Raw genomic sequence first — 23,360 nt, forward strand, 5'->3', positions numbered from 1 at the left:
TAGTGCGCATCCATCGGACGCGGGGTGGAGCAGCCTGGTAGCTCGTCGGGCTCATAACCCGAAGGTCGTCGGTTCAAATCCGGCCCCCGCAACCAACCGATGCCGCAGCGGCGGTATTTTGCGTTTGGTTTCGATAACAAAGTATTACACGGACGCGGGGTGGAGCAGCCTGGTAGCTCGTCGGGCTCATAACCCGAAGGTCGTCGGTTCAAATCCGGCCCCCGCAACCAACCGAATGTCGTACCAGCGGCATAACATGCACGGTGGTTCGTAGTAATACAGCACCAAGACGGACGCGGGGTGGAGCAGCCTGGTAGCTCGTCGGGCTCATAACCCGAAGGTCGTCGGTTCAAATCCGGCCCCCGCAACCAACTCTTGATGACAACAGACAAGCACCCTGACGGGTGTTTTTTTGTATCTGCAATCCGCGAAACTAGCCGGACTCGCGCCCGGCCCTGCTTCTATCGGCTCGCCAGCGCGCCGCCGTTGGCGAAATAAGCCTTGATGCCCGCCAGAATCGACTCCGCCACCTGCTGCTGGAAATGGCTGGTGCGCAGCTTGCGCTCCTCTTCGATATTGCTGATAAACGCCGTCTCCACCAAGATCGACGGGATATCCGGCGCCTTTAACACCGCAAAACCGGCCTGATCGACGCGATTCTTGTGCAGCCGGTTGATTTTCCCCATCCGATTCAACACTTCCTTGCCGAACTTCAGGCTGTCGTTGATGGTCGCGGTCTGGATCAGATCGAACATGGTGTGGTCGAGATAACGGTCGCCGCTCTTGCTGACGCCGCCGATTTGGTCCGAGGCGTTCTGCGTCTGCGCCAGGAACTTGGCCGCCGAGCTGGTGGCGCCCTTGGTGGACAGCGCGAACACCGACGAACCGCGCGCGGCGCGGCTGGTGAAGGCGTCGGCGTGAATCGAAACGAACAAATCCGCGCGCTGCTTGCGCGCCTTGGCGACGCGCACCTTGAGCGGGATAAACACGTCTTCGTTGCGCGTCATGAACACTTTCATGTTCGGCTCGCGCTTGATCATGGCGCTCAGCTTGCGGGCAATCTGCAACACAATGTCTTTCTCGCGCGTCTTGTACTTGCCGATAGCGCCGGGATCTTCGCCGCCGTGGCCGGGATCCAGCATGATGACGATCGGCCGATCGCGCCCCGCCTTGCCGGCCTGCGGCGCTTCCGGCGGCAGCGTGCGCTCCAGATCGCCCTTGTTGTAATCTTCCAGTAACGCCAGCAGCGGATCATACTCCTCGCCGCCGCTGCTGCCCTTGGTCGGATAGAGATCCATCACCAGACGGTTGCGATACTCCGGCACCGGCGCCAGCGTGAAAATATGCGGGCTGACGCTCTGCTTGAGCTCCAGCACCAGCCGCACGGTATTCTGATCGAACTGGCCGACGCGCGCCTGCTTGAGATACGGATCGTCGGCGCGCACCTGCCCGGCGATGCCTTTCAGCACGCTGTTGAGGTGGACGCCTTCGATATCCACCACCACGCGATCGGGATTGGTCAGGGCAAACTGCTTGTATTTCAGCTCGACGTTGGATTCCAGCGTGACGCGGGTATAGGTGGAGGATGGCCAGACGCGCACGGCGATCACGTGCGATGACGCGGCGAAGCCCGTGCGACTCACACTCAGCAACCAGCTGGCGGCAACGCCCTGTAATAAACGACGGCGGCCCAGATTGTGATTAGAGTTTGGCATGCGGCTCCGGCAGTAATAGCTGTTTACAACAGATGAAAAAAACATCAATAAAATGGGGATGCCGAAAACTTTAACCAATCATTCCAGCCCTGTCATCAGAAAATCTTTTTATGGTTTTTCAATTTATTAACGATTTAGCGCCCTTAGCGCACTCTTCATGATGATTTCTCGCTTGCCATCGGCGCCATAAAAGAATAAAAATACAAAAATACCGTATAAATATGCAAAAGAGGTTTGTCGTGAAGGAACGTAGTACAGAGCTGGTGCAAGGATTCCGTCACTCAGTCCCCTATATCAACGCCCACCGCGGCAAAACGTTTGTCATCATGCTCGGCGGGGAAGCCATCGAACACGAGAATTTCTCCAACATCGTCAATGATATCGGGCTGCTGCATAGTCTGGGCATTCGCCTGGTGGTGGTTTACGGCGCGCGGCCGCAGATCGACGCTAACCTGGCGCAGCATAACTTTGAGCCGATCTACCACAAGCACACCCGCGTGACCGACGCCCATACGCTCGAACTGGTCAAGCAAGCTGCCGGTTTGTTGCAGCTCGACATCACCGCCCGGCTGTCGATGAGCCTCAACAATACGCCGCTGCAGGGCGCGCATATCAACGTGGTCAGCGGCAACTTCATCATCGCGCAACCGCTGGGCATCGATGACGGTATCGACTACTGTCACAGCGGCCGCATTCGCCGCATCGATGAAGACGCGATCCACCGCCAGCTCGACAGCAACGCCATCGTGCTGATCGGCCCGGTCGCGGTTTCCGTTACCGGCGAGAGCTTCAACCTGACCTCGGAAGAAGTGGCCACCCAGCTGGCAATAAAGCTGAAAGCGGAAAAAATGATCGGCTTCTGCTCCTCGCAGGGCGTGACCGACGCGGAGGGTAACATCCTTTCCGAGCTGTTCCCCAACGACGCGCAAAAGCGCCTTGAAGAGCTGGAAGAAGGCGGCGATTACCATTCCGGCACCGTGCGCTTCCTGCGCGGCGCGGTGAAAGGCTGCCGCAGCGGCGTGCGCCGCAGCCACCTGATCAGCTATCAAGAGGACGGTGCGCTGGTGCAGGAACTGTTCTCGCGCGACGGCATCGGCACCCAAATCGTGATGGAGAGCGCCGAACAGGTGCGCCGGGCGACGATCAACGACATCGGCGGCATCCTGGAGCTGATTCGGCCACTCGAGCAGCAGGGTATTCTGGTGCGCCGTTCGCGTGAACAGCTGGAGATGGAAATCGACAAGTTCACCATTATCGAACGCGACAACCTGACCATCGCCTGCGCGGCGCTGTACCCGTTCTTGGAGGAAAAAATCGGTGAGATGGCCTGTGTCGCGGTGCATCCCGATTACCGCAGCTCATCACGCGGCGAGATGCTGCTGCAGCGGGTGGAAAATCAGGCGCGGCAGATGGGGCTGAAGAAGCTGTTCGTGCTGACCACCCGCAGCATCCACTGGTTCCAGGAGCGTGGCTTTACCCCGGCGGAGGTCGATGTGCTGCCGATGCAGAAACAGGCGTTGTACAACTACCAACGCCGCTCCAAAATTCTGCTGGCGGATCTGTAATCCCTGCGGGCGCGGCCGTTGCCGCGCCCCTCAGCGCTTATTCCGTCGCCTGCAGCCGTTCAGCCAATCCGCTGCGGCGCTGGGTCGGCGTGCGAATGGCCCGCAGCAGCACCGCCTCCGTAGCGTACAGCGAAAGCAGCTTACGCGCGCGAGTGATCGCGGTATAGACCAGCTCACGCGTCAGCACCGGCAGGAAGTGATTCGGCAACACCAGAACCGTATGGTCAAACTCCGATCCCTGAGATTTGTGCACCGTCATCGCATAAGCGGTTTCATGCGCCGGCAAACGGCTTGGCTGTACCGACTTGATGCTGCCGTCGGGCAGTTGGAAATGCACGCGCAGATCGCCGTGCTCATCCGGCAGCGTAATGCCGATATCCCCATTGAACAGCCCCAGCGCGCTGTCGTTGCGGCCAATCATCACCGGCCGCCCCCGGTACCAGCGGCCGAGCACGCCCGGCTTGCGGTCAATTAAACCGGCGCGCTGCAGCCCGAGCTCAATGCGCTCGTTCAGGCCGGCGACGCCGAACGGCCCTTCACGCAGCGCGCACAGCACCTGGAAACGGCCAAAGGCCGCCAGCACCGTCGCCGCGTCCGCCCCTTCTGCGGTCAGCCGCAAATAGTCGCGGTAGCCCGCCACGCAGGCATCCAACAGCGCCTGATACTCTTCGCTCGTCGCCAGCGCATAGCCCGCAACATCACCGAAACTGCCGTTTAATGCCGCCAGCGCGCGATCCCCCGCTCCGGCGTTAACCGCCAACGCCAGCTGACCGATGCCGGAACGGGCGTCGAAGCGATAGCTCTTGCGCAGCAGGCACAGGCTGTCGCGCACCGCCGCTTCCGCGTCGGCCTGCTGCCCCGTGAGCGAACAACCGGTCAGGCGGCTCAGCTCAGCGGCGCGCGCATCGCTGTATCCCTGCTCGGCAAAACGGCAAATATCGCCCAGCACCGCGCCGGCCTCCACCGAAGCCAGCTGATCGCGGTCGCCGAGGAAAATCACCCGCGCCCGATCGGGCAGCGCGGCAATCAGGCGCGCCATCATCGGCAGGTCGACCATCGAGGCCTCATCCACCACCAGCACATCCAAATGCAGCCGGTTGCCACGGTGATAACGCATGCGCTGACTGTTCGGTTGCGCCCCCAACAGACGGTGCAACGTCGCCGCCTCCGTCGGGAACAGCGCCTGCTGCGCCGGGGTCAACGCCAGCTGGCGGCTGGCGCTGCCAAGCGACTCCGTCAGGCGCGCCGCCGCCTTACCGGTCGGCGCCGCCAGCTGAATGCGCAAGCGCGCGCTTTCATCCAGCTGCACCAGCGCCGCCAACAGTTTGGCGACGGTGGTGGTTTTACCGGTGCCCGGCCCGCCGGAAATGACCGCAATGCGCCGCGTGGCGGCCACCGCGGCGGCGATTTTCTGCCAGTCGGGCTCGTCGCTCGCGGCGCCGAACAAGCTGTCGAGAATGGTGCGCAGCTCAGCCTCCGGCACCGCCAACGACTCGCCTTCGCCGCCGATAAACGCCGCCACTTCGCCTTCGTTTTGCCACATGCGCTGCAGATACAGGCGCGGCCCGCGCAGCACCAGCGGCGTAGCGCCGCTGCCGTCCCCAACCGCCGCGCTGGCCGCCAAACGCTGCTGCCAACGCGCGCTATCCGGCCGCCCGGCCGCCTCCCACACCGCCAGCGCCAACGCCGGCTGGCGCCCTTCAAACAGCGTGTCCGCCTGCAGCTGCTCCAGCATCAGGCAGACGTGACCGGCCCCCGCCTCTGCGCTCAGGCAGGCGGCGGCCAGCAAAATATCGGGCTCGTCTTCGCTCGCCACCACGCGGGCGAACTGCACGTCCAGCGGGCGCAGCACGCCAAGCGCCACCGCCTGCTCCAGCAGTGCGATCATGATCCTTCCTCCGTCGCCGCAGCTTCGCCGCTGAACAAGCGATCCATCCCCTCCACCAGCTCAAGCTCGGGGAGACAGGTGAAAATGCCGTTGCCCGGGTGCGCCGCATCCACGCCGCGCAGGAACAGATAAATCACCCCGCCAAAATGGCGCCGATAATCGTAATCCGGCAACCGATGACGCAGATAACGATGCAGCGCCAGCGTATACAGCTGGTATTGCAGATCGTAACGATGCTCCGCCATCGCCTGCTCCATCGCCGGCCGGGTATAGGCGCTACTGTCTTCCCCCAGCCAGTTGGACTTGTAGTCCAGCAGGTAGTATTTGCCCTGCCAGCAGAACACCAGGTCGATAAAGCCTTTCAGCATGCCCTGCACCTGATGAAAATCTAGCGCCGGGCAGCGGGCGGAAAGCGGATCGTAACGCTTCACCAGGGCATCGAGCGCCTTCGCCTGCAACAACCGGTTAATCGGCAAATAGAACTGCAGCTCGGCCTGCTTGTGCTGCGGCGTCAGCGCCGACAACGTCACGCCGCTGGCGGCGAGCGGCGTGTTGAGCAACACCTGCATCCACGCCAGCAAAATTGGCTGCCAGTGCTCGGCAAATCCTTGCTGTTGCAGCTGTGCCAGCAGCCACTGTTCGTCCAGCGGCTGGGTGAAGTCCAGCGTTTCAAACAGGCTGTGCAGGAAGGTGCCGGGCGTTGCGCCGCGCGGGAAGGTATGCGGTGTGAGCGCTGGCTCACTCTCCTCACCCCGCTCGCCCGCGGCGTCGACATCCAGACGCGGCAGCAGATCCTGCATCAGGCTCGAACCGTGCTGTTGCAAACCGGTATAGCTGGTCACCCGCCAAAAATCCTGGATCCGTCGGGTAAAGCTTTTCGCCGCCAGCGTAGCGGCCAGCGATGCCTGGGGCAGCCAGGGCGCCTCGTCCGGCGGTTCCACCAGCGACAGCGCGATGCCGCCGCCCGCCAATTGCTGCAGGCGCTCCTGCAGATACGCGGCGTCGCCGGCCTGCCCGCCCTGCACCAGATAACCCAATGCGCTGCGGTGCAGATCGGTATCGCCCTGTTTCTTGCGCGTGCCCTGGAACAGCGGCGCGATACCGATGCTGCAGTGGTACACCGAGCGGGTCAGCGCCACGTACAACAGGCGCAGGTCTTCCGCCAACCGCTCTTCCTCCGCCCAGGCCTGGCTCTCTTCATTGGCGTCGAGATCCAGCAACGCCTGGAAACTGTGGCGATCGTGATACAGCGCCTGCTGCTGCTGGCGGAAATTGCCGACGAACGGCAGCCACACCAGATCGAACTCCAGCCCCTTGGATTTATGAATCGTGATCACCTGCACCAGATGCCGGTCGCTCTCCAGCCGCAGTTGCTGATTATCGGACTGGCGATTAGGCTGGGCGATCTGCTGTGCCAGCCAGCGCACCAGCGCATGTTCGCTGTCGAGTTGCGCCGCCGCCTCTTGCAACAACTCCCCCAGATGCAGCACGTCGGTCAAACGACGCTCGCCACCGGCGCTGGCCAGCAGGTTCTCCGCCAGCTGGCGCGCTTTCATCACCTCGCTCAGCATCGGCAGCACGCCGCGGCGCAGCCAGAGCGTGCGGTAATCATCGAATTCGTTAACCAGCTCGTCCCAGGCACGCTCATCGCGGCTCAGGCCGTCCAGCGTCGGCGCGTCCAGCCCCATCAGCCCGGTGGCCATGGCGCTGCGCAGCGTGCGCTCCTGCTCCGGCGCCAACACCGCCTGCAGCAACCACAGCAGGTCTTTGGCCTCCGGGGTGTCGAACACGCTGTCGCGGTTAGACAGGTAGACCGACGGAATGGACAGCGCGCTCAGCGCATCGCGCACCAGCGCCGCCTCATTGCGGCTGCGCACCAGCACCGTGATATCGGAAGCTTGTACCGGCCTTGGCTCCTTGCCGCCCTGCAGCCACGCCTGGCCCTGCTGCCCGGCGCTGAGCCAGTCGCGAATTTGCGTGGCGCACAGGCGCGCCATCAACTGTTGGTAATCACTTACACCGGCGCCTTCCCCCTGCTGCAGCCAGAACTGCATCGCCGGTTGCGGCTTGCCGTGCAGGTCAAACGCCAACCCTTGGTTCTTTTCCGCCGCGCTGACCTCGATAAAGGGGATTTGGCCGAACAGGAAAGGCTTTTCTACCTGAGAAAACAGGTGATTGACGCTGGCGACCATCGACGGCGACGAGCGCCAGTTGGTCTCCAGCGTATAGTGGGCGCTCACTTCTGAGCGCGCCCGCATGTAGGTAAAGATGTCGGCACCGCGGAAGGCGTAAATCGCCTGCTTGGGATCGCCGATCAACAGCAGGCCGCAATCGGGCCGGCCGACGTAAAGTTTTTGGAAAATGCGGTATTGCTGCGGATCGGTATCCTGGAATTCATCGATCATCGCCACCGGGTAACGCTGGCGGATCGCCTGCGCCAGCTGTTCGCCGCCGCCGCTTTGCAGGGCGCCGTCCAGCCGGCTGAGCAGGTCGTCAAACCCCAGCTCGGCGCGCTGGCGCTTTTCTTGTTGAATGGAAGTGCGGATCTCGCTGAGCGCGCGCGCCATGATCAGGTCGCGCAGCGTCAAGGGTTCATCGAACAGCTCGTCGATCGCCGTGAACAGCGCATGCCGCGGCGGCTCGCCTTTCTTGGTCTTATCCAGCAGCACCGACTGGCGAAATTTATCCAGTTCCTTCGGCAACTGGTAGTCCTGGGTCTCCTGCCCGCTCCATTCGCCGACCTTGTTCAGCCAGTTCGGCAGGTGTTTGCTGCTGTAGCTGCGCTTATCGACGCCGGACTGGGCGATCAGCGCCTCCAGATCGCCCGCCGCCGCACGCCATTGCGCCTTGATGGCATCGATGCGCGCGACGATCTGCTCGTGGCGCATCAGGACGGTTTCTTCGTCCTTCGGCGGCCGGCGCAGCGCCGGCGCCTCACCGTGCAGGTAACCGGAAAGGTCGGCCAGCAACGCTTCCGGGCCGCTCCACTCCTGGCTGACCGCACGCGCCACGCCCAGCGGCAACGGATAGCAGTGGCGACGCCAGAAATCAGCACAGGCCTGCCGCCGCAGCGGCAACTCGTCCTGCACCAGCGTTTGTTCAAACAGCATGCCGGATTCGAAGGCGTTGTGCGTCAGCATTCGTTGGCAAAAGCCGTGAATGGTGTAGATCGCCGCTTCATCCATCTGCCGCTCCGCCGCCAGCAGCTGCGAGGCGGCGTCGGTCAAATCGTCAATTTCAGCCATCAGCGCCGAAAACAGCGGGTTGGCGCTGACGCCCCGCACGCAGGCGATGCGCAGCCCGTGGATATTGTCGCGGATACGCCCGCGCAGCTCCTCGGTGGCGGCCTCGGTAAAGGTCACCACCAGGATTTCTTCAACCGTCAGCGGGCGAGGAAACGCCGCTTCACCGCCCAGCCCCAGCAGCAAACGCAGGTACAGCGCGCCGATGGTAAAGGTTTTGCCGGTGCCCGCCGACGCCTCGATCAGGCGTTCGCCGAACAGCGGCAGCGTCAGCGGCTCCAGTCTCTGCGGGGCAGTTTCCGTCATGGCGTCGCCACTTTGCGCGGCAGGATCTGCTGCAATGCAGACGCGTTCGGATAGGTGACCCAGCCCTTAGGCGCCGCGTAATCCGCCTTGTCTTGCCCGCTGCCGCTCACCTGCGACAGCACAGCCAGCCCCTGTGGCTGGATCACCGCCTGGTGGAAATAATCCGCCAGTTTGGCCGGCGTCAGCTGTTGCACCTGCGCGATCAGCTTCTGACGAGTATCGAAGGCGAAATTGCCGCGATCGAAATCGTTGGCGAACCGGCTGGCCTCTTCGCTCAGGGTTTGCGGCCGCTGCTTCAGCTCATTGATGAGCGCCTGTTTGTACTGCTCAAAGTCCGCTTCGCTCATGTCGCGCAAGCGTTTCTCGGTTTTCGGGTAGAAATCCTGATAGCGCTGGTACAGGTATGCCGGCTGTTTGCTGTTGCTCTGCAACAGGAAGCCCACGCCCCATTGGCGCCCCACCGACATTGGGAAGGCGAAGACCGCATATCCCAATTGCTCCTGAGTGCGCAGCTGGCTATAGAACCACGGCTGAATAATCTGCCCCAGCAATGAGCTGTAGGCCATGCCGGCCACTTCGTCGTAACCGGTCGGCACATAGACCGCCGCCAGTGCCGAATCGGTGCTGCTGCCCACCTGTTGCAGATTGGCCAGATGATTTTTGTCCACTACCACGTCTTCGCCGTGCCACCATTCGATGCCGGTACAGCCCAGGCGATGTTTCAGCGTCGACGCCAGCGTGTCGACCTGCTGCTTGCTCATATTGCCCACCACCAGCAGCTCCGGCGTAGCCTCGGCCAGCAGGCTGTCGCGATAGGCCAGCACGTCTTTCAGCGTCAGCGTCTTCAGCACTTCGCGGCGTTCGCTGCGTTCGGAATACGGCACGCGGGAAACCATCTGCACCGGCTGAATGGCCAATTCAAACGCCTTGCCCTTCTCGGCGGCGTCCAACTGCTCCAGATACCAGGACTTGGCCTGCGCCAGCTGATCTTCCGTCGGCGTGAAGCTGGAATAGCCTTCGATCAGCGCCGTCAGCAACTGCGGCAGGCGCTGGGTAAAGCCGTTGGCGTTAAACATCAGGCCGTTGTTCGGCGAGGTCGAGAAGCTCAGCCCGCCAACCGATGCCTGATAGCTCAGCTGATCCAGCGCGAGGCCGGCCAGATAATCCGTCAGTGAGAACAGCACCTGGTTGCGCGCGGAATCCATGGTCTTGGCGTTGCGGAAAGCGACGGTGACGTCGGCCTTCGGCTCATCGGCGAAGTAACGGCTCGGCATGTACAGCACGCGCAGGCCGGGGTTATCCACCACCATTTCCGGCTTTTTGAACTCGTGCGACGGCTTGGTCAGGGTAAAGTCATCCGGGATGTACGGATTGAGCGTCGGTAACGACAGGGAAATCCCACTCCCTAACTGCTGCCACTGCGTAAAGCGCTGCGGCGTGATTTTGTCGACCTGGTAAGGCGCGTTGACGAAATAGGCCGTCTTGTTGTGCGGCTCATCCGGACTGACGAACCAGATGCGGGCGTTTTGCGGCGTCATGCCGTCCAGGCGTTCGGCGATCGCCTTAGGATCATAGCGATCGGCCAGGTAAGGCGCGTCCAGCGTATGTTCAACCGGCACGCGCAGCATGGTGTCCACCAGCCATTCGATGTAGTCCATGTCGCGCGTGATCGACGGATAACGGAAATCCAGATTCAGAACATGCGAGATTTCGTCGAAGTAACTTTGCTTGATGCCTTCGCTGCGCAGCATTTTCAGGTAGTTGAAAATGGCGGCGACGACCTCGTCGCGCTTGGCCAGGCCTTTGTCGGTCAGTGAAACGCTGATGGCGAAGACGCCGCCGTTGCGATCCACCATCGGATCGGCGCCGGCATTGATGGCGTCCGCCAGCCCCTGCTTCTGCAACCAGTCAGACAGGGTGTTCTTGCTGCGGTTGCCGATCAGGTAGCTGATGTAGGTATCGGTTTTGCTGCGAAACGCGGCGCTGTTGTTATCGATGCGAAACTCGACCTTCAACTGTTTGCGCGGCTGTGCTGGCACATAGTGAATGATGATGCCCTGCTGTTCCGGCGTCACGGCCGGCACGGTGATCGGCGGCACGGTGGCGTCGTGATTTGGCACGCGGCCAAAGGTTTTCGCCGCAATATCAGCCAGCTGCGGCAGCGGCTGATTGCCGTACAAAACGCCCATCATCAAATTGGCGGAATAGTAGCGCTTATAGAAGCCGGTCAGCTCATCGTGCAGCTTGCTGTCCGGCTTGTCTTTCAGCGTATCGAGATTGCCGCCGGAGAAGCGCGCGCTCGGGTGCGCCGGGTTAAGGGTTTCCGCGCCCACCTGCGCCATACGCATACCGTCGCGCGAACGCGCCATCGTCAACTCGGCGTTAACCGCGTTGCGCTCACGGTCGGCATTGCCCGGATCCAGCAGCGGCTCGGCAATGGCGTCGGCCATGCGATCGACCGCCGGCTCCAGCGCGTCATTTTCCACTTCCAGATAGAAGGCGGTGCGATAAGAAGCCGTGCTGGCGTTGTGGCTGCCGCCATGCTTTTTCAGGAATTCGGACAGGTTTTCCGGCTCTGGATAGCGCTTGGAGCCCATCAGCACCATATGTTCCAGATAGTGCGCCAAACCCAGTTGGCTGTTCGGATCTTCAAGCGAGCCGACCGGCAATGCCAGCGCCGCCAGCGATTTCGGCGCCTGGGCATCGGACACCAGCAACACCGTCATGCCGTTAGTCAATTTGATCGCCTCATACTGACGCGGATCGTGTTCGCTTTTGTTGATCTTCTCCGCCAGCGGTTGCCATCCTTGCGCGGCCCAACTCAACGGCGCCCAACACATAGCCAATAATACCAGCCCGGTGATACGGGCCAACTGTCTGCGCATATCCAAAATAAACCCCTATTCTGACGTCGCTGCGCCCACTCCCTGACGGTGGCGACGTTCATCAAAACCACATAACCAAATCTGTACTCACCGGGTTCTTCGCCAATATGGCGACCCGAACTCGGCGGGTATATTCCTGTACGTTATGTAAGACCGGGAATTACCCCAATGGTTGAATATAACCTTCGTTATTTTTACCACCTCCCGCCGCACAGCACCACCGGGGGATTGTTACCCCAGGTTATGCCGCGCCACCGGCAGCAGATAACGCTCTGTTTCGGCCAGTATTTGCGCTAAGTATTCATTATCCATTTGGCGGAACACTCGCTGCACGTAGGGATCTTCCCCTTCTCCGGGAATGCGCTGATCGCCCTGCCAGGCCTGCAGCAATTTGGCGCGCGCCTTGATTTGCGCTTCTTCCTCCCAGTCGATTTGCTGCGTTTCCGGCAGATAGCACTGACTCAGCCACGCCCAGCCGCTCTTGTTCAGCAACAGCAGCGGCTGACTCAGACCGCGCTGATAGCCCGTCAGCAGTTCCGCCAGCTGCGCCTGTGCCTCTTCAGGCGCCAGCGCGGCAAAGCGCCAGGCGGAGTTCTTGCGGCCATACATGCGGCTCTCGCCGGTGCCGCCGGCGCAGCAGTACACCAGGTGCTCCAGCCACAGCAATATGCCATCCACCGCCGACAGCGTCGCGGGCCGCCAGCGCAACAGGCCGTCACCCTGCACCTGATGCAGCCAGCCGCTGAGGCGCACGCCGGCGATATCGATATCCAGCTCCAGGCTATGGCTCTCTGCGCGTTCCGCACGCACCTGCTCGGCCAGTTCGCTCATCTCTTCCTGCTGCTTTTGCCAATAAATTTCGCCGAAGGCGCCATAGGGCAAGCCGCCGGCGGCGCGCACCCGCTGGAACAGCCGTTCGGGATCGTCACCGTCGATCAGCGTATTCAGCAGTTGGCTGTTGAACTGGTAGCGGCTGAGGTTATCCAGCGTGAAGGGTTCTTCGTCGGGCAGCTCGGTCTCTTCCAGGATAAAACTGACGCCCAGCCGCAGTTGGAAAAACGCGCGAATCGGATGGCGGTAAAACCGCAGCAGTTCATCCAGCGATATTTGCTGCAGCGCTTCGGCGGGCAGCGGCTGGTTGAACGCCGGATGCGCCGCACCCCGCCCATCGGCGGCGGGCAGCCACTCGGCGGCATAGCTTTGCTCCTCCGAGCCCGGCAAGAAGTTCTCGGCGGCGAACGGCATGCGCGCGTGCCACTTCAGCAAGTGCTCACCAACCCGCCGGGCGCTGTCGTCTGCGCTAAGCTCTTCATCTCCCGGCAGGCAATAGCTTTGTTCCAGGTACTCCAGCAGCTCGGTGACCAGTACCGAAGGGTAGCGCGGGCTGTTGTCCTGAATGGAACGGCCGATGAAACTGATATACAGCCGCTGCTGAGCGGACAAAATCGCTTCCAGGAACAGATAACGGTCGTCATCGCGTCGGCTGCGATCGCCGCGTTTGACCTGCTGCGCCATCAGATCGAAACCCAGCGGCGGCAGCGTGCGCGGATACACGCCGTCGTTCATGCCCAACAGGCACACCACCTTGAACGGAATGGAACGCATCGGCATCAGCGTACAGAAGTTGATTTGCCCGGCGAGGAAGCGCTGGCTGATGCGCTCCTGATCGAGACGCGCCGCCAGATCGTCCCGCAGAATGGTCAACGGCACCTCATCGGGATAGCGCGCCGCCAGGCCAAAATTGATGGCCTGCTGCCACTGCTGTTCGATCAGCGCCAGCACCACCTCGGTGTCGCTGTCCGCAGCGAAGAAAGCATCCAGCAGTTGCCGGCAGAGCGGCAGCCACGCTTCGAGCGGGCGCGCTTCGCTCAAGATTTGCCGCCAGTGGCTGAGCTGCGCCAGCAGGTCTGCCAGCTGCCCCGCCAGTTCGGCGACCAATCCGCTCGATTCGTCGTAAGGCAAAATGCCCTGCCAATCGCCGGCATTGCTGTCCATCGCGTAGCCAAGCAACATGCGCGTGATGCCAAAGCGCCAGGTATGTTGGCCGGTAGCGGGCAGATCCAGTTCGCGCACGTTATCGTCGTCCAGGCCCCAGCGCACGCCGGATTCACCGACCCAATGGCGCAGCAGGCGCAGCCCCTCTTCGCCAATGGCGAAACGGGCGGCCAGGGCCGGCACCTCAAGCAGCGCCAGCACCTGTTCCGAGGTAAAACGGCTTTGCGGCAGATCGAGCAGTGAAATGAACGCCTGCAGCGCGGGATGCGCCTGGCGCGCTTTACGGTCGGAAATGGCGAACGGCAGGTAGCGCTCGGCAGGGGCATTGCCGAACACCGCCTGAATGTAAGGCGTGTAGCTGTCGATATCCGCGACCATCACGATGATGTCGCGCGGCGTCAACGACGGATCCTGCGCCAGCATGGTCAGCAGTTGATCGTGCAGCACCTCCACTTCCCGCTGCGGGCTGTGGCAGGCATGCAGGCTGAGGGAACGGTCGTTCTCATCTAGCGGACGTTTGCTGAAGCTGCTTTCCAGCGTTTCCGCGGTAATACCGATCACCGCATGGTCTTCCAGCTCCAGCATGTCGCGCTGAACGGCGTGCAGCATGGTATCGGCCGGGATATCGACAAAGGCGTCAACCTCTTGCGCCCCTTCCATCTGCGACAGCAGATAGAGGTGATCGCGCCCCAGCTTGCCCCAAGAGGCCAGCAGTGGGTTGCTGAGCTGCTGCTGGCCTTCGGCGTCAAACAGGCGCGCCGCATCATCCGGCTGGCGGAACAGCCCCTGCTCGCGTGCCTGATGGTAGTGACGGCGCTTGCGGCTCTGCAAGCGGGCCAGGAAAGCGTAATCCTGAATATCGCCCCAATAGTAGCGACAGGGGTTGGTGAACATCAGGTGGATATCTATATGCCGCCCCAGCGCCTGCAGCGCCTCCAAATAGACCGGCGGCAACGCCGAGATGCCGCAGATAAACACCCGCGGCGGCAAACCGGGCGGGCAGGTTTTTGCCTGCTCCAGCGCGTGGATAAATCGGCTGTACAGATTGGCGCGGTGCCATTCCGGCTGCCCCAGCTCGCGCGTGTACTCCACCAGCCGCGCCCAGAGCGGCGCCTGCCATTGCTGAGCCTCCGCCAGGCCGTCGATGCGCTCCCCGCGCTGCCAGCTCTCCAGCCACTGCGGGCGATAAACCAAATATTGGTCGAACAGGTCGGCGACCCGGCCGGCCAACTGGTGAATCTTGCGCTTGTCACCGTCATCGGTCAGATAGTGCTGCAGTGGCGCAAACGCCGGCTGAGTCAGCATCTCCGGCAGCAACCACATCAGCTTCCAGGTCATGGCGTCCTTGCTGAAGGCGCTCTCTTTCGGGATATCCGGCAACACCCGGGTGAACATGTCCCAAATAAAGGTCGCCGGCAGCGGAAACGCAATATTGGCGGCGATGCCGAACTGTTCCGCCAACTGCATCTGCAGCCATTGCGCCATACCGGGGCTCTGCACCAGCACCACTTCCTGTTGAAAAGGATCGGCCAACGGATCTCTGGCTATCAGTGCGCTGGTCAGCGTTTTCAACAAATCCAGCTGATTGGAATGATAAACCGTGAACATCAAGGCTCCTTTAAAACAAAAGACATACCGGCTTAAAAGCGGGTGCAATACCAGCGGCTCAGCGTCGCCCACTGCCGCTGCGGCGTTTGGACTCTAACCGTCAATCGGCGGCAATCACTCTCCGCATCGTCAAGCGCGGTCTCGCGTCGCCAACCTTCCGGCGGCGATTCGGCCTCGAGCCGCCCGGTGACGGCGAACGCTTCTAACTGCTGATGCGCCAGCGCCCAGGCTTGCCGGTAGTGCCACTGGCGCTGAAACGACTGCAACAGCACCTGATGATACTGTAACAAGCCAAGCAGCGACACCGAGAACAGCAAGGCCGCCACCAACACTTCCGGCAGGCTGAAGCCGTTGCGGGATAGCCGCCCTGCCCGAGCGTTAGCCGTCACAGTCGGTCAGCCTTTTCTCTGGGCAAAAATCCAGCCGACCGCCCGGCTGAGCTTGCACCTTGCCAGCGGTCTCTGCGCCGTTAAAGGTACCCCACTGATACAGCCAAAGCGGTTCACCGCCGCGCATCTCACCAAGGCCGCGTATCGTCACAACGCCCGCTCTGGCAGACAGCCGGGCGCAGGCCGTCAGTTCCGCGCGCTGCCTGCATAACCAGGCCGCCGCACTCAGCTCGGCGCGTGGCCAGCGCTGGCTCATGCCCCAACTCAGCGCCGAAGCGGCCTGATTATAAGCCTGAAGGTAACGCTGCTGATCGGCGGCCAGTAACAGCGCGTTATCCAACTGCCGATGCTGAGCGTTAAGCAACATCAGCCCCAGCGCCAACAGCAACATCACCGCCGCCAGAGTGCTACCGCCCCGCTGGGTTCGCCAATTCATGGCAGCGCCGCCATTTCGACGCTCGCACTCAGGCTGCGCCTGATACGCGTATCGCTGGCGGAGCGCCCCGCCAGCGTCAGGCGAGCCAAGGTCGCGCCATGATCGCCCCGCTCGATCGCCACATGAAACCGCTCAATGCGCACTTCGTCATAATCGAGCAACCGCTCCCAGCCACCGCTATCGCATTGGCTCACGCCGCGCTGCCCTTCCAAGCCGCCATTGCGCAGCCGGTAACCGAAATAGCCCGCATCCTCGCCCGAAGCGAGCCATTGCCCGCTGCGAGCGATGTCGTAGGCAACGATAACGCAACTGCCCGCCGCTTCTCCCGATGCCTGACCGATCAGCAACGGACGGCCGGCGCACTGCCCGGCGCAAAAACCGGCGCGGCGCAGATCTTTCTCAATGCCGAACGCCAGTTGCCGCAGCGTTGACTCCAGCCGAAAGTGCTGGCTGACGACCACGCTTTGCTGGCGCAACAACGGATAGGTTTTCGCCGCGCCGAGCGCGATCACGCTGCCGAAGACCAACGCCAACATCACCTCCGGCAAGGTAAAACCGCGTTCTAAAGTCAACATAGCGCAATGCCCCTGACCCGCTGCCCTTCGCTGCACAAACGCAGCCGCCCACGGGCGGACAGCACCAGCCGCAGGCTGCCTGCGTCGTTGCTGAGAAGGATGTGCCCCGCCTGCGCAGTATTGCGCAAACCGTAAAACCCAATCTCTTTGCCGGTGTAGCCGCTCAAAGCGACGTCACGATAAGACGGCGAGAAAACGGCGCCTTCGGCGGAAGCGCAATCCGTCGGCGGCACGCCACCGCCCAGACACCAGGGCGTGCCGTTCTTGAACCACAGCAGCGTCGCGCGGTTACGCCAGTTGGCGTCCACCTGCAATCGCAGCAAAAACGCCAGCAGCTGCTGAGCCGTGTGTTCCAGCCGCAGCGCTTGCTGATGATAACGCCATTGCCCGACGCCCCAGCCGGTGAGCATGCCAGCGATCAATATCGCCGCCAACAGCTCAATCAGCGTCATGCCACGCTGGCGATCATCGATATTCGAGAGAGTATTGTCTTTCATGCCGCCAGTGTAAGGATCGCCACAACGCGGTAAAGCCGCATGCGTAATCGCTGCGGCAAGCTGCGCAATGTTTTATTTACGACGGCAGAGGACGACAAAAAAATGCGGCGCGGTGCGCAATGCGGATAAAAAAAGGGGTGCAATCGCTGCCCCCCTGGTGTGATGCGGTTAAGGTTAGATCGCGACCGGCGCCTTGATGGCCGGGTGCGGATCGTAACCTTCGATCTCGAAGTCTTCGAAACGGTAATCGAACAGCGAAGCCGGCTTGCGTTTGATCACCAGTTTCGGCAACGGACGCGGTTCACGCGTCAGCTGCAGCTGAGTCTGTTCCATGTGGTTGCTGTACAGGTGGGTATCGCCGCCGGTCCAGACGAAATCGCCCACTTCCAGATCGCACTGCTGCGCCATCATATGCACCAGCAGCGCGTAGCTGGCGATGTTGAACGGCAGGCCGAGGAACACGTCGCAGGAACGCTGGTACAGCTGGCAAGAGAGCTTGCCGTCCGCGACGTAGAACTGGAAGAACGCGTGGCACGGCGCCAACGCCATCTGATCCAGCTCGCCGACGTTCCAGGCGGAAACGATGATGCGGCGCGAATCCGGATCCTGCCTCAGCTGTTGGAGCACGTTGCTCAGTTGATCGATCTGACGGCCGTCCGCCGCGCCCCAGGCGCGCCACTGTTTGCCGTACACCGGGCCGAGATCGCCGTTTTCATCAGCCCACTCGTCCCAAATGGTGACCTTGTTGTCACGCAGGTAGGCGATGTTGGTATCGCCGTTCAGGAACCACAACAGCTCATGAATGATCGAACGAAGATGACATTTCTTGGTGGTCACCAACGGGAAACCTTCCTGCAAGTTGAAACGCATCTGATGGCCGAAAATCGACAGCGTGCCAGTGCCGGTACGGTCGGCTTTAGGGGTGCCCTCGGCGAGCACCTTGTTCATCAAATCCAGATACTGTTTCATTTGTCCCTCACGACATTTGTTGCTGCGGGCGACGACGGTACGCCCAAATCATCATAATAATACCGGCCACCACCATCGGGATGGACAGGATCTGCCCCATGCTGATCACGCCGTCGAACAGGCCGAGCTGGGCATCCGGCTGGCGGAACGCTTCAACGATGATGCGGAATGCGCCATAACCGATCAGGAACAGGCCCGAGACGGCGCCCATCGGCCGCGGCTTGCGAATAAACAGGTTCAGAATGATAAACAGCACCACGCCTTCCAGCAGCAGTTCATACAGCTGCGACGGGTGGCGCGGCAGTACGCCGTACTGATTCAATAACGGCAGCAAAGAAGGATCGGTGGCGGCGAGGGCCACGTCTTCGCTGCGCGAACTTGGGAACAGCATCGCCCAAGGGGTATCGGTGGTCACGCGGCCCCACAGTTCACCGTTGATGAAGTTGCCGAGGCGGCCGGCGCCCAGGCCGAATGGGATCAATGGCGCGATAAAATCGGAAACCTGGAAGAAGGTGCGTTTGGTGCGGCGAGCGAACCAGAACATCACCAGAATCACCCCCATCAAGCCGCCGTGGAACGACATGCCGCCATCCCAGACCTTGAACAGATAGAGCGGGTTATCCAGGAACAGCGGCAGGTTATAGAACAGCACATAGCCTACGCGGCCGCCGACGAATACGCCCAGGAAACCGGCGTAGAGCAGGTTTTCAACTTCGTCTTTGGTCCAGCCGCTGCCCGGCTTGTTGGCACGGCGCACCGCCAGCCACATGGCAAAAACGAAGCCGACCAGGTACATCAGGCCGTACCAATGCAGAGAAACCGGGCCAATGGAGAAAATGACCGGATCAAATTTAGGAAACGCCAGATAGCTATTGCTCATCTATCACCACAACATGTCTGTTATTTTTCCCCATGCGGGGGCGGCAGGTGCCAAGCGGCGGCGGAGATTGTCCCGCGTCTTGCAAGCAGCAGCATTGGCCGCTGCGGTGTGCAAGGCGACGAGCCTGCGCCGCACTGAGGTTGCGCATCATAACATAGGCTTAGCGCGGTCCGGTCCGGCAGGCCGGGAAAAGTTCTGTAAAAAAATCACAACGCGCGGCGGCTACCGGCCCCCACGGATCAACCCGCCCATGCCGCGCCGCTCCATAAACGCCGCCACCAGATGGCGCACTTCCGTGGTCATCTGGGTGTTCAACACCCGCTGCGCCAACATTTCGGCGTCGGCAAGGTCGATATGCCGCAGCAGGTATTTGATGCGCGCCACGCTGCGGCCGTTCATGCTCAGATTGCGATAGCCCATGCCCACCAGCAACAGCGCGCCCATGGGATCGCCGGCCAGTTCACCGCACAGGCTAAGCTGCAACCCGGCCGCGTTCCCCTGCTCGGCGATCAATTTCAGCACCTGCAGCATCGCGGGGTGCAAACTGTCATACAGCGAGGCGACTCGGGTATTGTTGCGATCCACCGCCAACAGGTACTGGGTCAAATCGTTGGTGCCGACCGAGATGAAATCAACGCGCCCGGCCAGATGCGGGATCAGGAAAATCATCGACGGCACTTCCAGCATCACGCCGATTTTCGGTTTCGGGATCGCATAGCCAAGCACCTCTTCCACCTCGCGCCCGGCGCGGTCAATCAGGCGTTTGGCCTCATCGACCTCTTCCAGGCTGGTGATCATCGGCAACAAAATGCCCAGATTGCCGGTGCCGGCGTTGGCGCGCAGCATCGCGCGCACCTGAATCAAAAAGATCTCCGGCTGATCCAGGGTGATGCGGATGCCGCGCCAGCCCAGGCAGGGGTTCTCTTCGCTGATCGGCATATAAGGCAGCTGCTTGTCGGCGCCGATATCCAGAGTGCGCAGCGTAACCGGCTTGCTCGGGTAAAGCTGCAGCATGCCCTGGTACTGCGCGACCTGTTCCTCTTCGGAGGGGAAGCCGCTTTGCAACATGAACGGGATTTCGGTGCGGTATAACCCCACGCCATCTACCCGGCCGCCCAACAGCTGTTCATGTTCCGGGCTGAGGCCGGCATTCAGCATCACCTGAATGCGCTCGCCGCTTTTCAACTGCGCCGGCTGCTCGACGTCGTCTTCCGCCAGCTTGCTCAGCTCCAGCTCTTCGCTGATCAGCCGTTGATATTCCTGCACCAGCACCGGTTCAGGATCGACCAGCAGTTCACCGCGATAACCGTCGACGATCAGCAGCCGTTGGCTGAGCAGAGAAGGTTGGATGTCGGCGCCCATCACCGTCGGCACCCCCATCGCCCGCACCAGAATCGCCGCATGCGAGTTGGCGGCACCGTCGCGCACCACCACGCCGACCAGGCGATCCTGCGGCACTTCGGCCAGCAATGTCGCGGTCAGCTCATCCGCCACCAGCACAAAACGCGCCGGCCACTGGGTAGCGCCCTGAGTGGTGTCGTCGAGGTGGAACAGCAGGCGCTGGCCCAGCGCGCGCAGGTCGCTGCCGCGCTCGCGCATGTAGGTGTCCTGCAGTTTGGCAAACTGCTCGGCAAAGGTTTCTATCACCTGTTTCACCGCCCACTCCGCCACCGAACCGTTGTCGATTTCGGCGAACAGTTCGCGCTTGAGGCGGGCGTCGTTTAGCAGGTGAGAGTAAAGATCGAAGATCGCCGCGCTCTCTTTTTGCGAGCTGGCGGCAAAACGCTTGCTGAAGCGGCGAAACTCCGCGCCGGCCTCTTCCAGCGCCAGAGTCAGGCGCTCGCGCTCGCTGGCGGTGTCCAGCGTCGAAGCGCGGTAAACCTGATCGAGCGAAGGCTGGCTGCTGTCCTGCCACCCTTCCGCCACCGCCACGCCGGGCGAGGCCGCCAGCGCGCGCACGCGCGTTTGGCGATACTGGCCGAAAATGGCGTTAAGCTGCGACTGTGACAGGATCCCGGCCATCTGCGTGGCCAGTGTGACCATGAAAGACTCTTCGCTTTCGTCGAACTGGCGCAGCTCGCGCTGCTGCACCACCAGCACACCCAGCAGCTGGCGCCGATGAATGATCGGCACCCCGAGGAAGGATCGGAAACGATCCTCTTTCACCTGCGGGACGTATTTGAAACTGGGGTGGCTTTGGGCATCGGCCAGGTTGATAGGCTCGGCTCTGCGGCCGACCAACCCGACGACGCCCTCGTCAAACGCCAATGCGATAGTGCGCCCGCGCGGCTTTTTCAGCCCGCGCGTGGCCATCAGGTAGTAGCAGCGGCGATCGTTGTCCGCCAGATAGATGGAACACACTTCGGTGTCCATCGCCAGACAGGTTTCATTGACCAGCAGATCCAGCGCATCCGTCAGACTGGCCGCCGCAGCCACCTTCTCTACAATTTCTCGCAAGCGCGTGAGCATAGTCGGCTTAACTTAACCTCTCTTTCGGCGATAAGCAGGAGCCTGCCGCGGCGCCGCCTGTTCTTGCATCGGCATCACGGTCACGGCGAATTCTTTCATCACCCGGCGGTAGACGTCGCGTTTGAACGACACCACCTGGCGTACCGGATACCAGAAGCTCACCCAGCGCCAACCGTCGAACTCCGGCGTGCTGCTGCGCTGCATATTGATATCAGCGTCATTGCACAGTAGCTGCAACAAAAACCATTTTTGCTTTTGGCCGATACAAACCGGCTTTGTGTCCCAACGCACCAAACGTTTCGGCAATTTATAGCGCAACCAGTTGCGGGTCGAAGCCAGGATGCGCACATCCTTTTTACTCAGCCCCACTTCTTCGAACAGCTCACGGTACATCGCCTGCTCCGCAGTTTCGCCAGGGTTAATCCCACCTTGGGGAAACTGCCAGGAGTGCTGACCGTAACGGCGGGCCCATAAGACCTGCCCCTGACGATTACAGATTACGATACCAACATTCGGGCGGTAGCCATCATCATCGATCACCGGACTACCTCGATAAGCTTAAATTCGCATAGATGTCCTGATTGTTTCACACAAGCTACAGGCGGTAAACCACTGCTTTACGGCGCTGCGGGCCGAATAACATTGGGATAACTCACAGATATAGGCAAAGTTATAAACATACCCTAGCCTTTCAGACCGGTTTTATTCACTTTTTCTGTGGATAGGTGTGTGCAGAACTCGAGGAATAAGTCGGTAAAACTCTTAACCCCCAAAATCCCCCCTCAACACTAAAAACGCATATTTATTTTAAAAACATACAATTATGTATTAACGCATCGTTATATCCAGGGCAAAAATGTGATCTGTGCACGGTAAGGATCTTACCCTGGCGAAAGATCCACCAACGTCGTTTTTATCCACAGATTATCCGGGCAAGTTACGCACAAAACGGACAAATTCGTAAAAAACCGCCCGAGTCAAGGCTGTAAATTGAACCAGTGATCGGCAAAAATTTGGGTTATCCCAAAAATCTGTGGATAAATAGGTGTAAGATCCTGTTTATTGTCGGTGGCTTCAGGTGAACAAGCCCCGCCAGTGCATTGTCCACCACGCCAAGAAAGGAAAAAAGTCATGTAAAATCATGCTACTATTATTCTTTTCCCCAAGCGATGGCGGTTATCGCTCACCGTGCATAATTGCAGTACGTTTTTCAACCAAACTAGACAGGCTTGATTTATGGCGTTTTTATCCCCTTTGCCGCCCCCGCCGGAAAATGAACGGCAGCTGTTCGAGCGCGCTCAGGCGCTGGCCGGCGCCAGCTTTGGCGAACTGGCCGCTCGCGCGCAGCTGCCGATCCCCAAGGATCTGAAACGCGATAAAGGTTGGGTAGGCATGCTGCTGGAGCTGTATCTCGGCGCCATGGCCGGCAGCAAACCGGAGCAGGACTTTCCCGAGCTGGGCATCGAGCTGAAAACCATTCCTGTCGACGCCGCCGGCAAACCGCTGGAAACCACTTTTGTCTGCGTCGCTCCGCTCACCGGCAACAGCGGCGTCACCTGGGCCAACAGCCACGTTCGCTACAAGCTGGCGCGCGTGTTGTGGATACCGGTAGAAGGCGAACGCCAGATCCCGCTGGCCGAACGCCGCGTCGGTTCGCCGCTGCTGTGGAGCCCAAGCGCGGCAGAAGACGAAATGCTGCGCCGCGATTGGGAAGAATTGATGGATCTGATCGTGCTCGGCCACGTAGAGCGCATCACCGCACGCCACGGCGAAGTGCTGCAGCTGCGCCCCAAAGCGGCTAACAGCAAGGCGCTCACCGAAGCCATCGGCGAACAAGGGCAACCGATCATGACGCTGCCGCGCGGCTTCTATCTGAAAAAGAGTTTTACCGGCGCGCTGCTGGCAAGACATTTCTCAATCTAAGCGATTTCGTTTAACTCT

General features: G+C 61.0%; 15 protein-coding genes and 3 tRNA genes. 5 read left to right on the forward strand and 13 right to left on the reverse strand.

What is annotated here, in order from left to right; genetic code table 11:
- Positions 1-18: 18 nt before the first annotated feature.
- The 3 genes from SSARUM_RS18975 (at position 19) to SSARUM_RS18985 (ending at position 371) form a co-directional block, all read left to right on the forward strand.
- A tRNA-Met gene (locus tag SSARUM_RS18975) sits at positions 19-95 on the forward strand.
- Positions 96-153: 58 nt separating this feature from the next.
- Positions 154-230, forward strand: a tRNA-Met gene (locus tag SSARUM_RS18980).
- 64 nt (positions 231-294) lie between these two features.
- Positions 295-371: transfer RNA gene (locus SSARUM_RS18985), tRNA-Met, on the forward strand.
- A 90-nt stretch (positions 372-461) separates the two neighbouring features.
- On the opposite strand, the gene amiC is transcribed toward SSARUM_RS18985, so the two are convergent.
- Positions 462-1,715: an N-acetylmuramoyl-L-alanine amidase AmiC gene (gene amiC, locus SSARUM_RS18990; RefSeq protein WP_033635752.1), complete on the reverse strand. Its 1,254-nt coding sequence runs from the start codon at positions 1,713-1,715 to the stop codon at positions 462-464.
- A 221-nt stretch (positions 1,716-1,936) separates the two neighbouring features.
- Here amiC and argA point away from each other — a divergent pair, with 221 nt between their 5' ends.
- Positions 1,937-3,280: an amino-acid N-acetyltransferase gene (gene argA, locus SSARUM_RS18995; RefSeq protein ID WP_049232224.1), complete on the forward strand. Its 1,344-nt coding sequence runs from the start codon at positions 1,937-1,939 to the stop codon at positions 3,278-3,280.
- Positions 3,281-3,317: 37 nt separating this feature from the next.
- Here argA and recD read toward each other — a convergent pair whose 3' ends face one another.
- From recD to rppH, 12 genes are all read right to left on the reverse strand, one after another.
- A complete protein-coding gene (gene recD, locus SSARUM_RS19000; protein WP_041036497.1) occupies positions 3,318-5,168 on the reverse strand; it encodes an exodeoxyribonuclease V subunit alpha in 1,851 nt (616 codons plus the stop codon).
- Positions 5,165-8,716 carry an exodeoxyribonuclease V subunit beta gene (recB, locus tag SSARUM_RS19005; RefSeq protein ID WP_060431023.1) on the reverse strand — a complete coding sequence of 1,184 codons (3,552 nt, stop codon included), beginning with the start codon at positions 8,714-8,716 and terminating at the stop codon, positions 5,165-5,167. Before recB ends, recD begins: the two co-directional genes overlap by 4 nt.
- A complete protein-coding gene (ptrA, locus tag SSARUM_RS19010; protein ID WP_060388412.1) occupies positions 8,713-11,601 on the reverse strand; it encodes a pitrilysin in 2,889 nt (962 codons plus the stop codon). The genes recB and ptrA overlap by 4 nt, the downstream gene beginning before the upstream one ends.
- A gap of 231 nt (positions 11,602-11,832) precedes the next feature.
- Positions 11,833-15,204, reverse strand: a complete 3,372-nt coding sequence (gene recC / locus SSARUM_RS19015; protein WP_060431026.1) for an exodeoxyribonuclease V subunit gamma — start codon at positions 15,202-15,204, stop codon at positions 11,833-11,835.
- A 32-nt stretch (positions 15,205-15,236) separates the two neighbouring features.
- Entirely contained in the window at positions 15,237-15,593 is a 357-nt protein-coding gene (locus SSARUM_RS19020) for a prepilin-type N-terminal cleavage/methylation domain-containing protein (protein ID WP_033649504.1), read from the reverse strand.
- Positions 15,583-16,029 carry a YgdB family protein gene (locus SSARUM_RS19025; protein WP_033649503.1) on the reverse strand — a complete coding sequence of 149 codons (447 nt, stop codon included), beginning with the start codon at positions 16,027-16,029 and terminating at the stop codon, positions 15,583-15,585. The genes SSARUM_RS19020 and SSARUM_RS19025 overlap by 11 nt, the downstream gene beginning before the upstream one ends.
- Complete coding sequence (locus SSARUM_RS19030; RefSeq protein ID WP_048321902.1) at positions 16,026-16,604, reverse strand: prepilin peptidase-dependent protein; 579 nt, start codon at positions 16,602-16,604, stop codon at positions 16,026-16,028. The genes SSARUM_RS19025 and SSARUM_RS19030 overlap by 4 nt, the downstream gene beginning before the upstream one ends.
- The gene (locus SSARUM_RS19035; protein ID WP_048321903.1) at positions 16,598-17,101 is read right to left on the reverse strand and encodes a prepilin peptidase-dependent protein; all 504 of its coding nucleotides are present in this window, start codon (positions 17,099-17,101) and stop codon (positions 16,598-16,600) included. The genes SSARUM_RS19030 and SSARUM_RS19035 overlap by 7 nt, the downstream gene beginning before the upstream one ends.
- Positions 17,102-17,275: 174 nt before the next feature.
- Positions 17,276-18,070: a thymidylate synthase gene (gene thyA / locus SSARUM_RS19040; protein WP_048321904.1), complete on the reverse strand. Its 795-nt coding sequence runs from the start codon at positions 18,068-18,070 to the stop codon at positions 17,276-17,278.
- Between the two features lie 7 nt (positions 18,071-18,077).
- Positions 18,078-18,950, reverse strand: coding sequence for a prolipoprotein diacylglyceryl transferase (lgt, locus tag SSARUM_RS19045; protein ID WP_033635761.1), 873 nt, complete (start codon positions 18,948-18,950; stop codon positions 18,078-18,080).
- Between the two features lie 222 nt (positions 18,951-19,172).
- Positions 19,173-21,419 carry a phosphoenolpyruvate--protein phosphotransferase gene (ptsP, locus tag SSARUM_RS19050; protein ID WP_033649500.1) on the reverse strand — a complete coding sequence of 749 codons (2,247 nt, stop codon included), beginning with the start codon at positions 21,417-21,419 and terminating at the stop codon, positions 19,173-19,175.
- 12 nt (positions 21,420-21,431) lie between these two features.
- On the reverse strand, positions 21,432-21,959 hold the full coding sequence (rppH, locus tag SSARUM_RS19055) for an RNA pyrophosphohydrolase (RefSeq protein WP_004931849.1): 528 nt from the start codon (positions 21,957-21,959) through the stop codon (positions 21,432-21,434).
- Between the two features lie 696 nt (positions 21,960-22,655).
- Between rppH and mutH the strand changes: the two genes are divergently transcribed.
- Positions 22,656-23,342: a DNA mismatch repair endonuclease MutH gene (gene mutH, locus SSARUM_RS19060; protein ID WP_033635764.1), complete on the forward strand. Its 687-nt coding sequence runs from the start codon at positions 22,656-22,658 to the stop codon at positions 23,340-23,342.
- The last annotated feature ends 18 nt before the right edge of the window (positions 23,343-23,360 follow it).

Origin of the sequence: Serratia sarumanii, assembly GCF_029962605.1 — a bacterium.
Taxonomy (GTDB): Bacteria; Pseudomonadota; Gammaproteobacteria; order Enterobacterales; family Enterobacteriaceae; genus Serratia; species Serratia sarumanii.

What these genes read in the sequence shown, in the direction of transcription:
- amiC (WP_033635752.1), bottom strand. Translation starts at nt 1,715, where the DNA reads ATGCCAAACTCTAATCACAATCTGGGCCGCCGTCGTTTATTACAGGGC.
- argA (WP_049232224.1), top strand. Translation starts at nt 1,937, where the DNA reads ATGCAAAAGAGGTTTGTCGTGAAGGAACGTAGTACAGAGCTGGTGCAA.
- recD (WP_041036497.1), bottom strand. Translation starts at nt 5,168, where the DNA reads ATGATCGCACTGCTGGAGCAGGCGGTGGCGCTTGGCGTGCTGCGCCCG.
- recB (WP_060431023.1), bottom strand. Translation starts at nt 8,716, where the DNA reads ATGACGGAAACTGCCCCGCAGAGACTGGAGCCGCTGACGCTGCCGCTG.
- ptrA (WP_060388412.1), bottom strand. Translation starts at nt 11,601, where the DNA reads ATGCGCAGACAGTTGGCCCGTATCACCGGGCTGGTATTATTGGCTATG.
- recC (WP_060431026.1), bottom strand. Translation starts at nt 15,204, where the DNA reads ATGTTCACGGTTTATCATTCCAATCAGCTGGATTTGTTGAAAACGCTG.
- SSARUM_RS19025 (WP_033649503.1), bottom strand. Translation starts at nt 16,029, where the DNA reads ATGAATTGGCGAACCCAGCGGGGCGGTAGCACTCTGGCGGCGGTGATG.
- SSARUM_RS19030 (WP_048321902.1), bottom strand. Translation starts at nt 16,604, where the DNA reads ATGTTGACTTTAGAACGCGGTTTTACCTTGCCGGAGGTGATGTTGGCG.
- SSARUM_RS19035 (WP_048321903.1), bottom strand. Translation starts at nt 17,101, where the DNA reads ATGAAAGACAATACTCTCTCGAATATCGATGATCGCCAGCGTGGCATG.
- thyA (WP_048321904.1), bottom strand. Translation starts at nt 18,070, where the DNA reads ATGAAACAGTATCTGGATTTGATGAACAAGGTGCTCGCCGAGGGCACC.
- lgt (WP_033635761.1), bottom strand. Translation starts at nt 18,950, where the DNA reads ATGAGCAATAGCTATCTGGCGTTTCCTAAATTTGATCCGGTCATTTTC.
- ptsP (WP_033649500.1), bottom strand. Translation starts at nt 21,419, where the DNA reads ATGCTCACGCGCTTGCGAGAAATTGTAGAGAAGGTGGCTGCGGCGGCC.
- mutH (WP_033635764.1), top strand. Translation starts at nt 22,656, where the DNA reads ATGGCGTTTTTATCCCCTTTGCCGCCCCCGCCGGAAAATGAACGGCAG.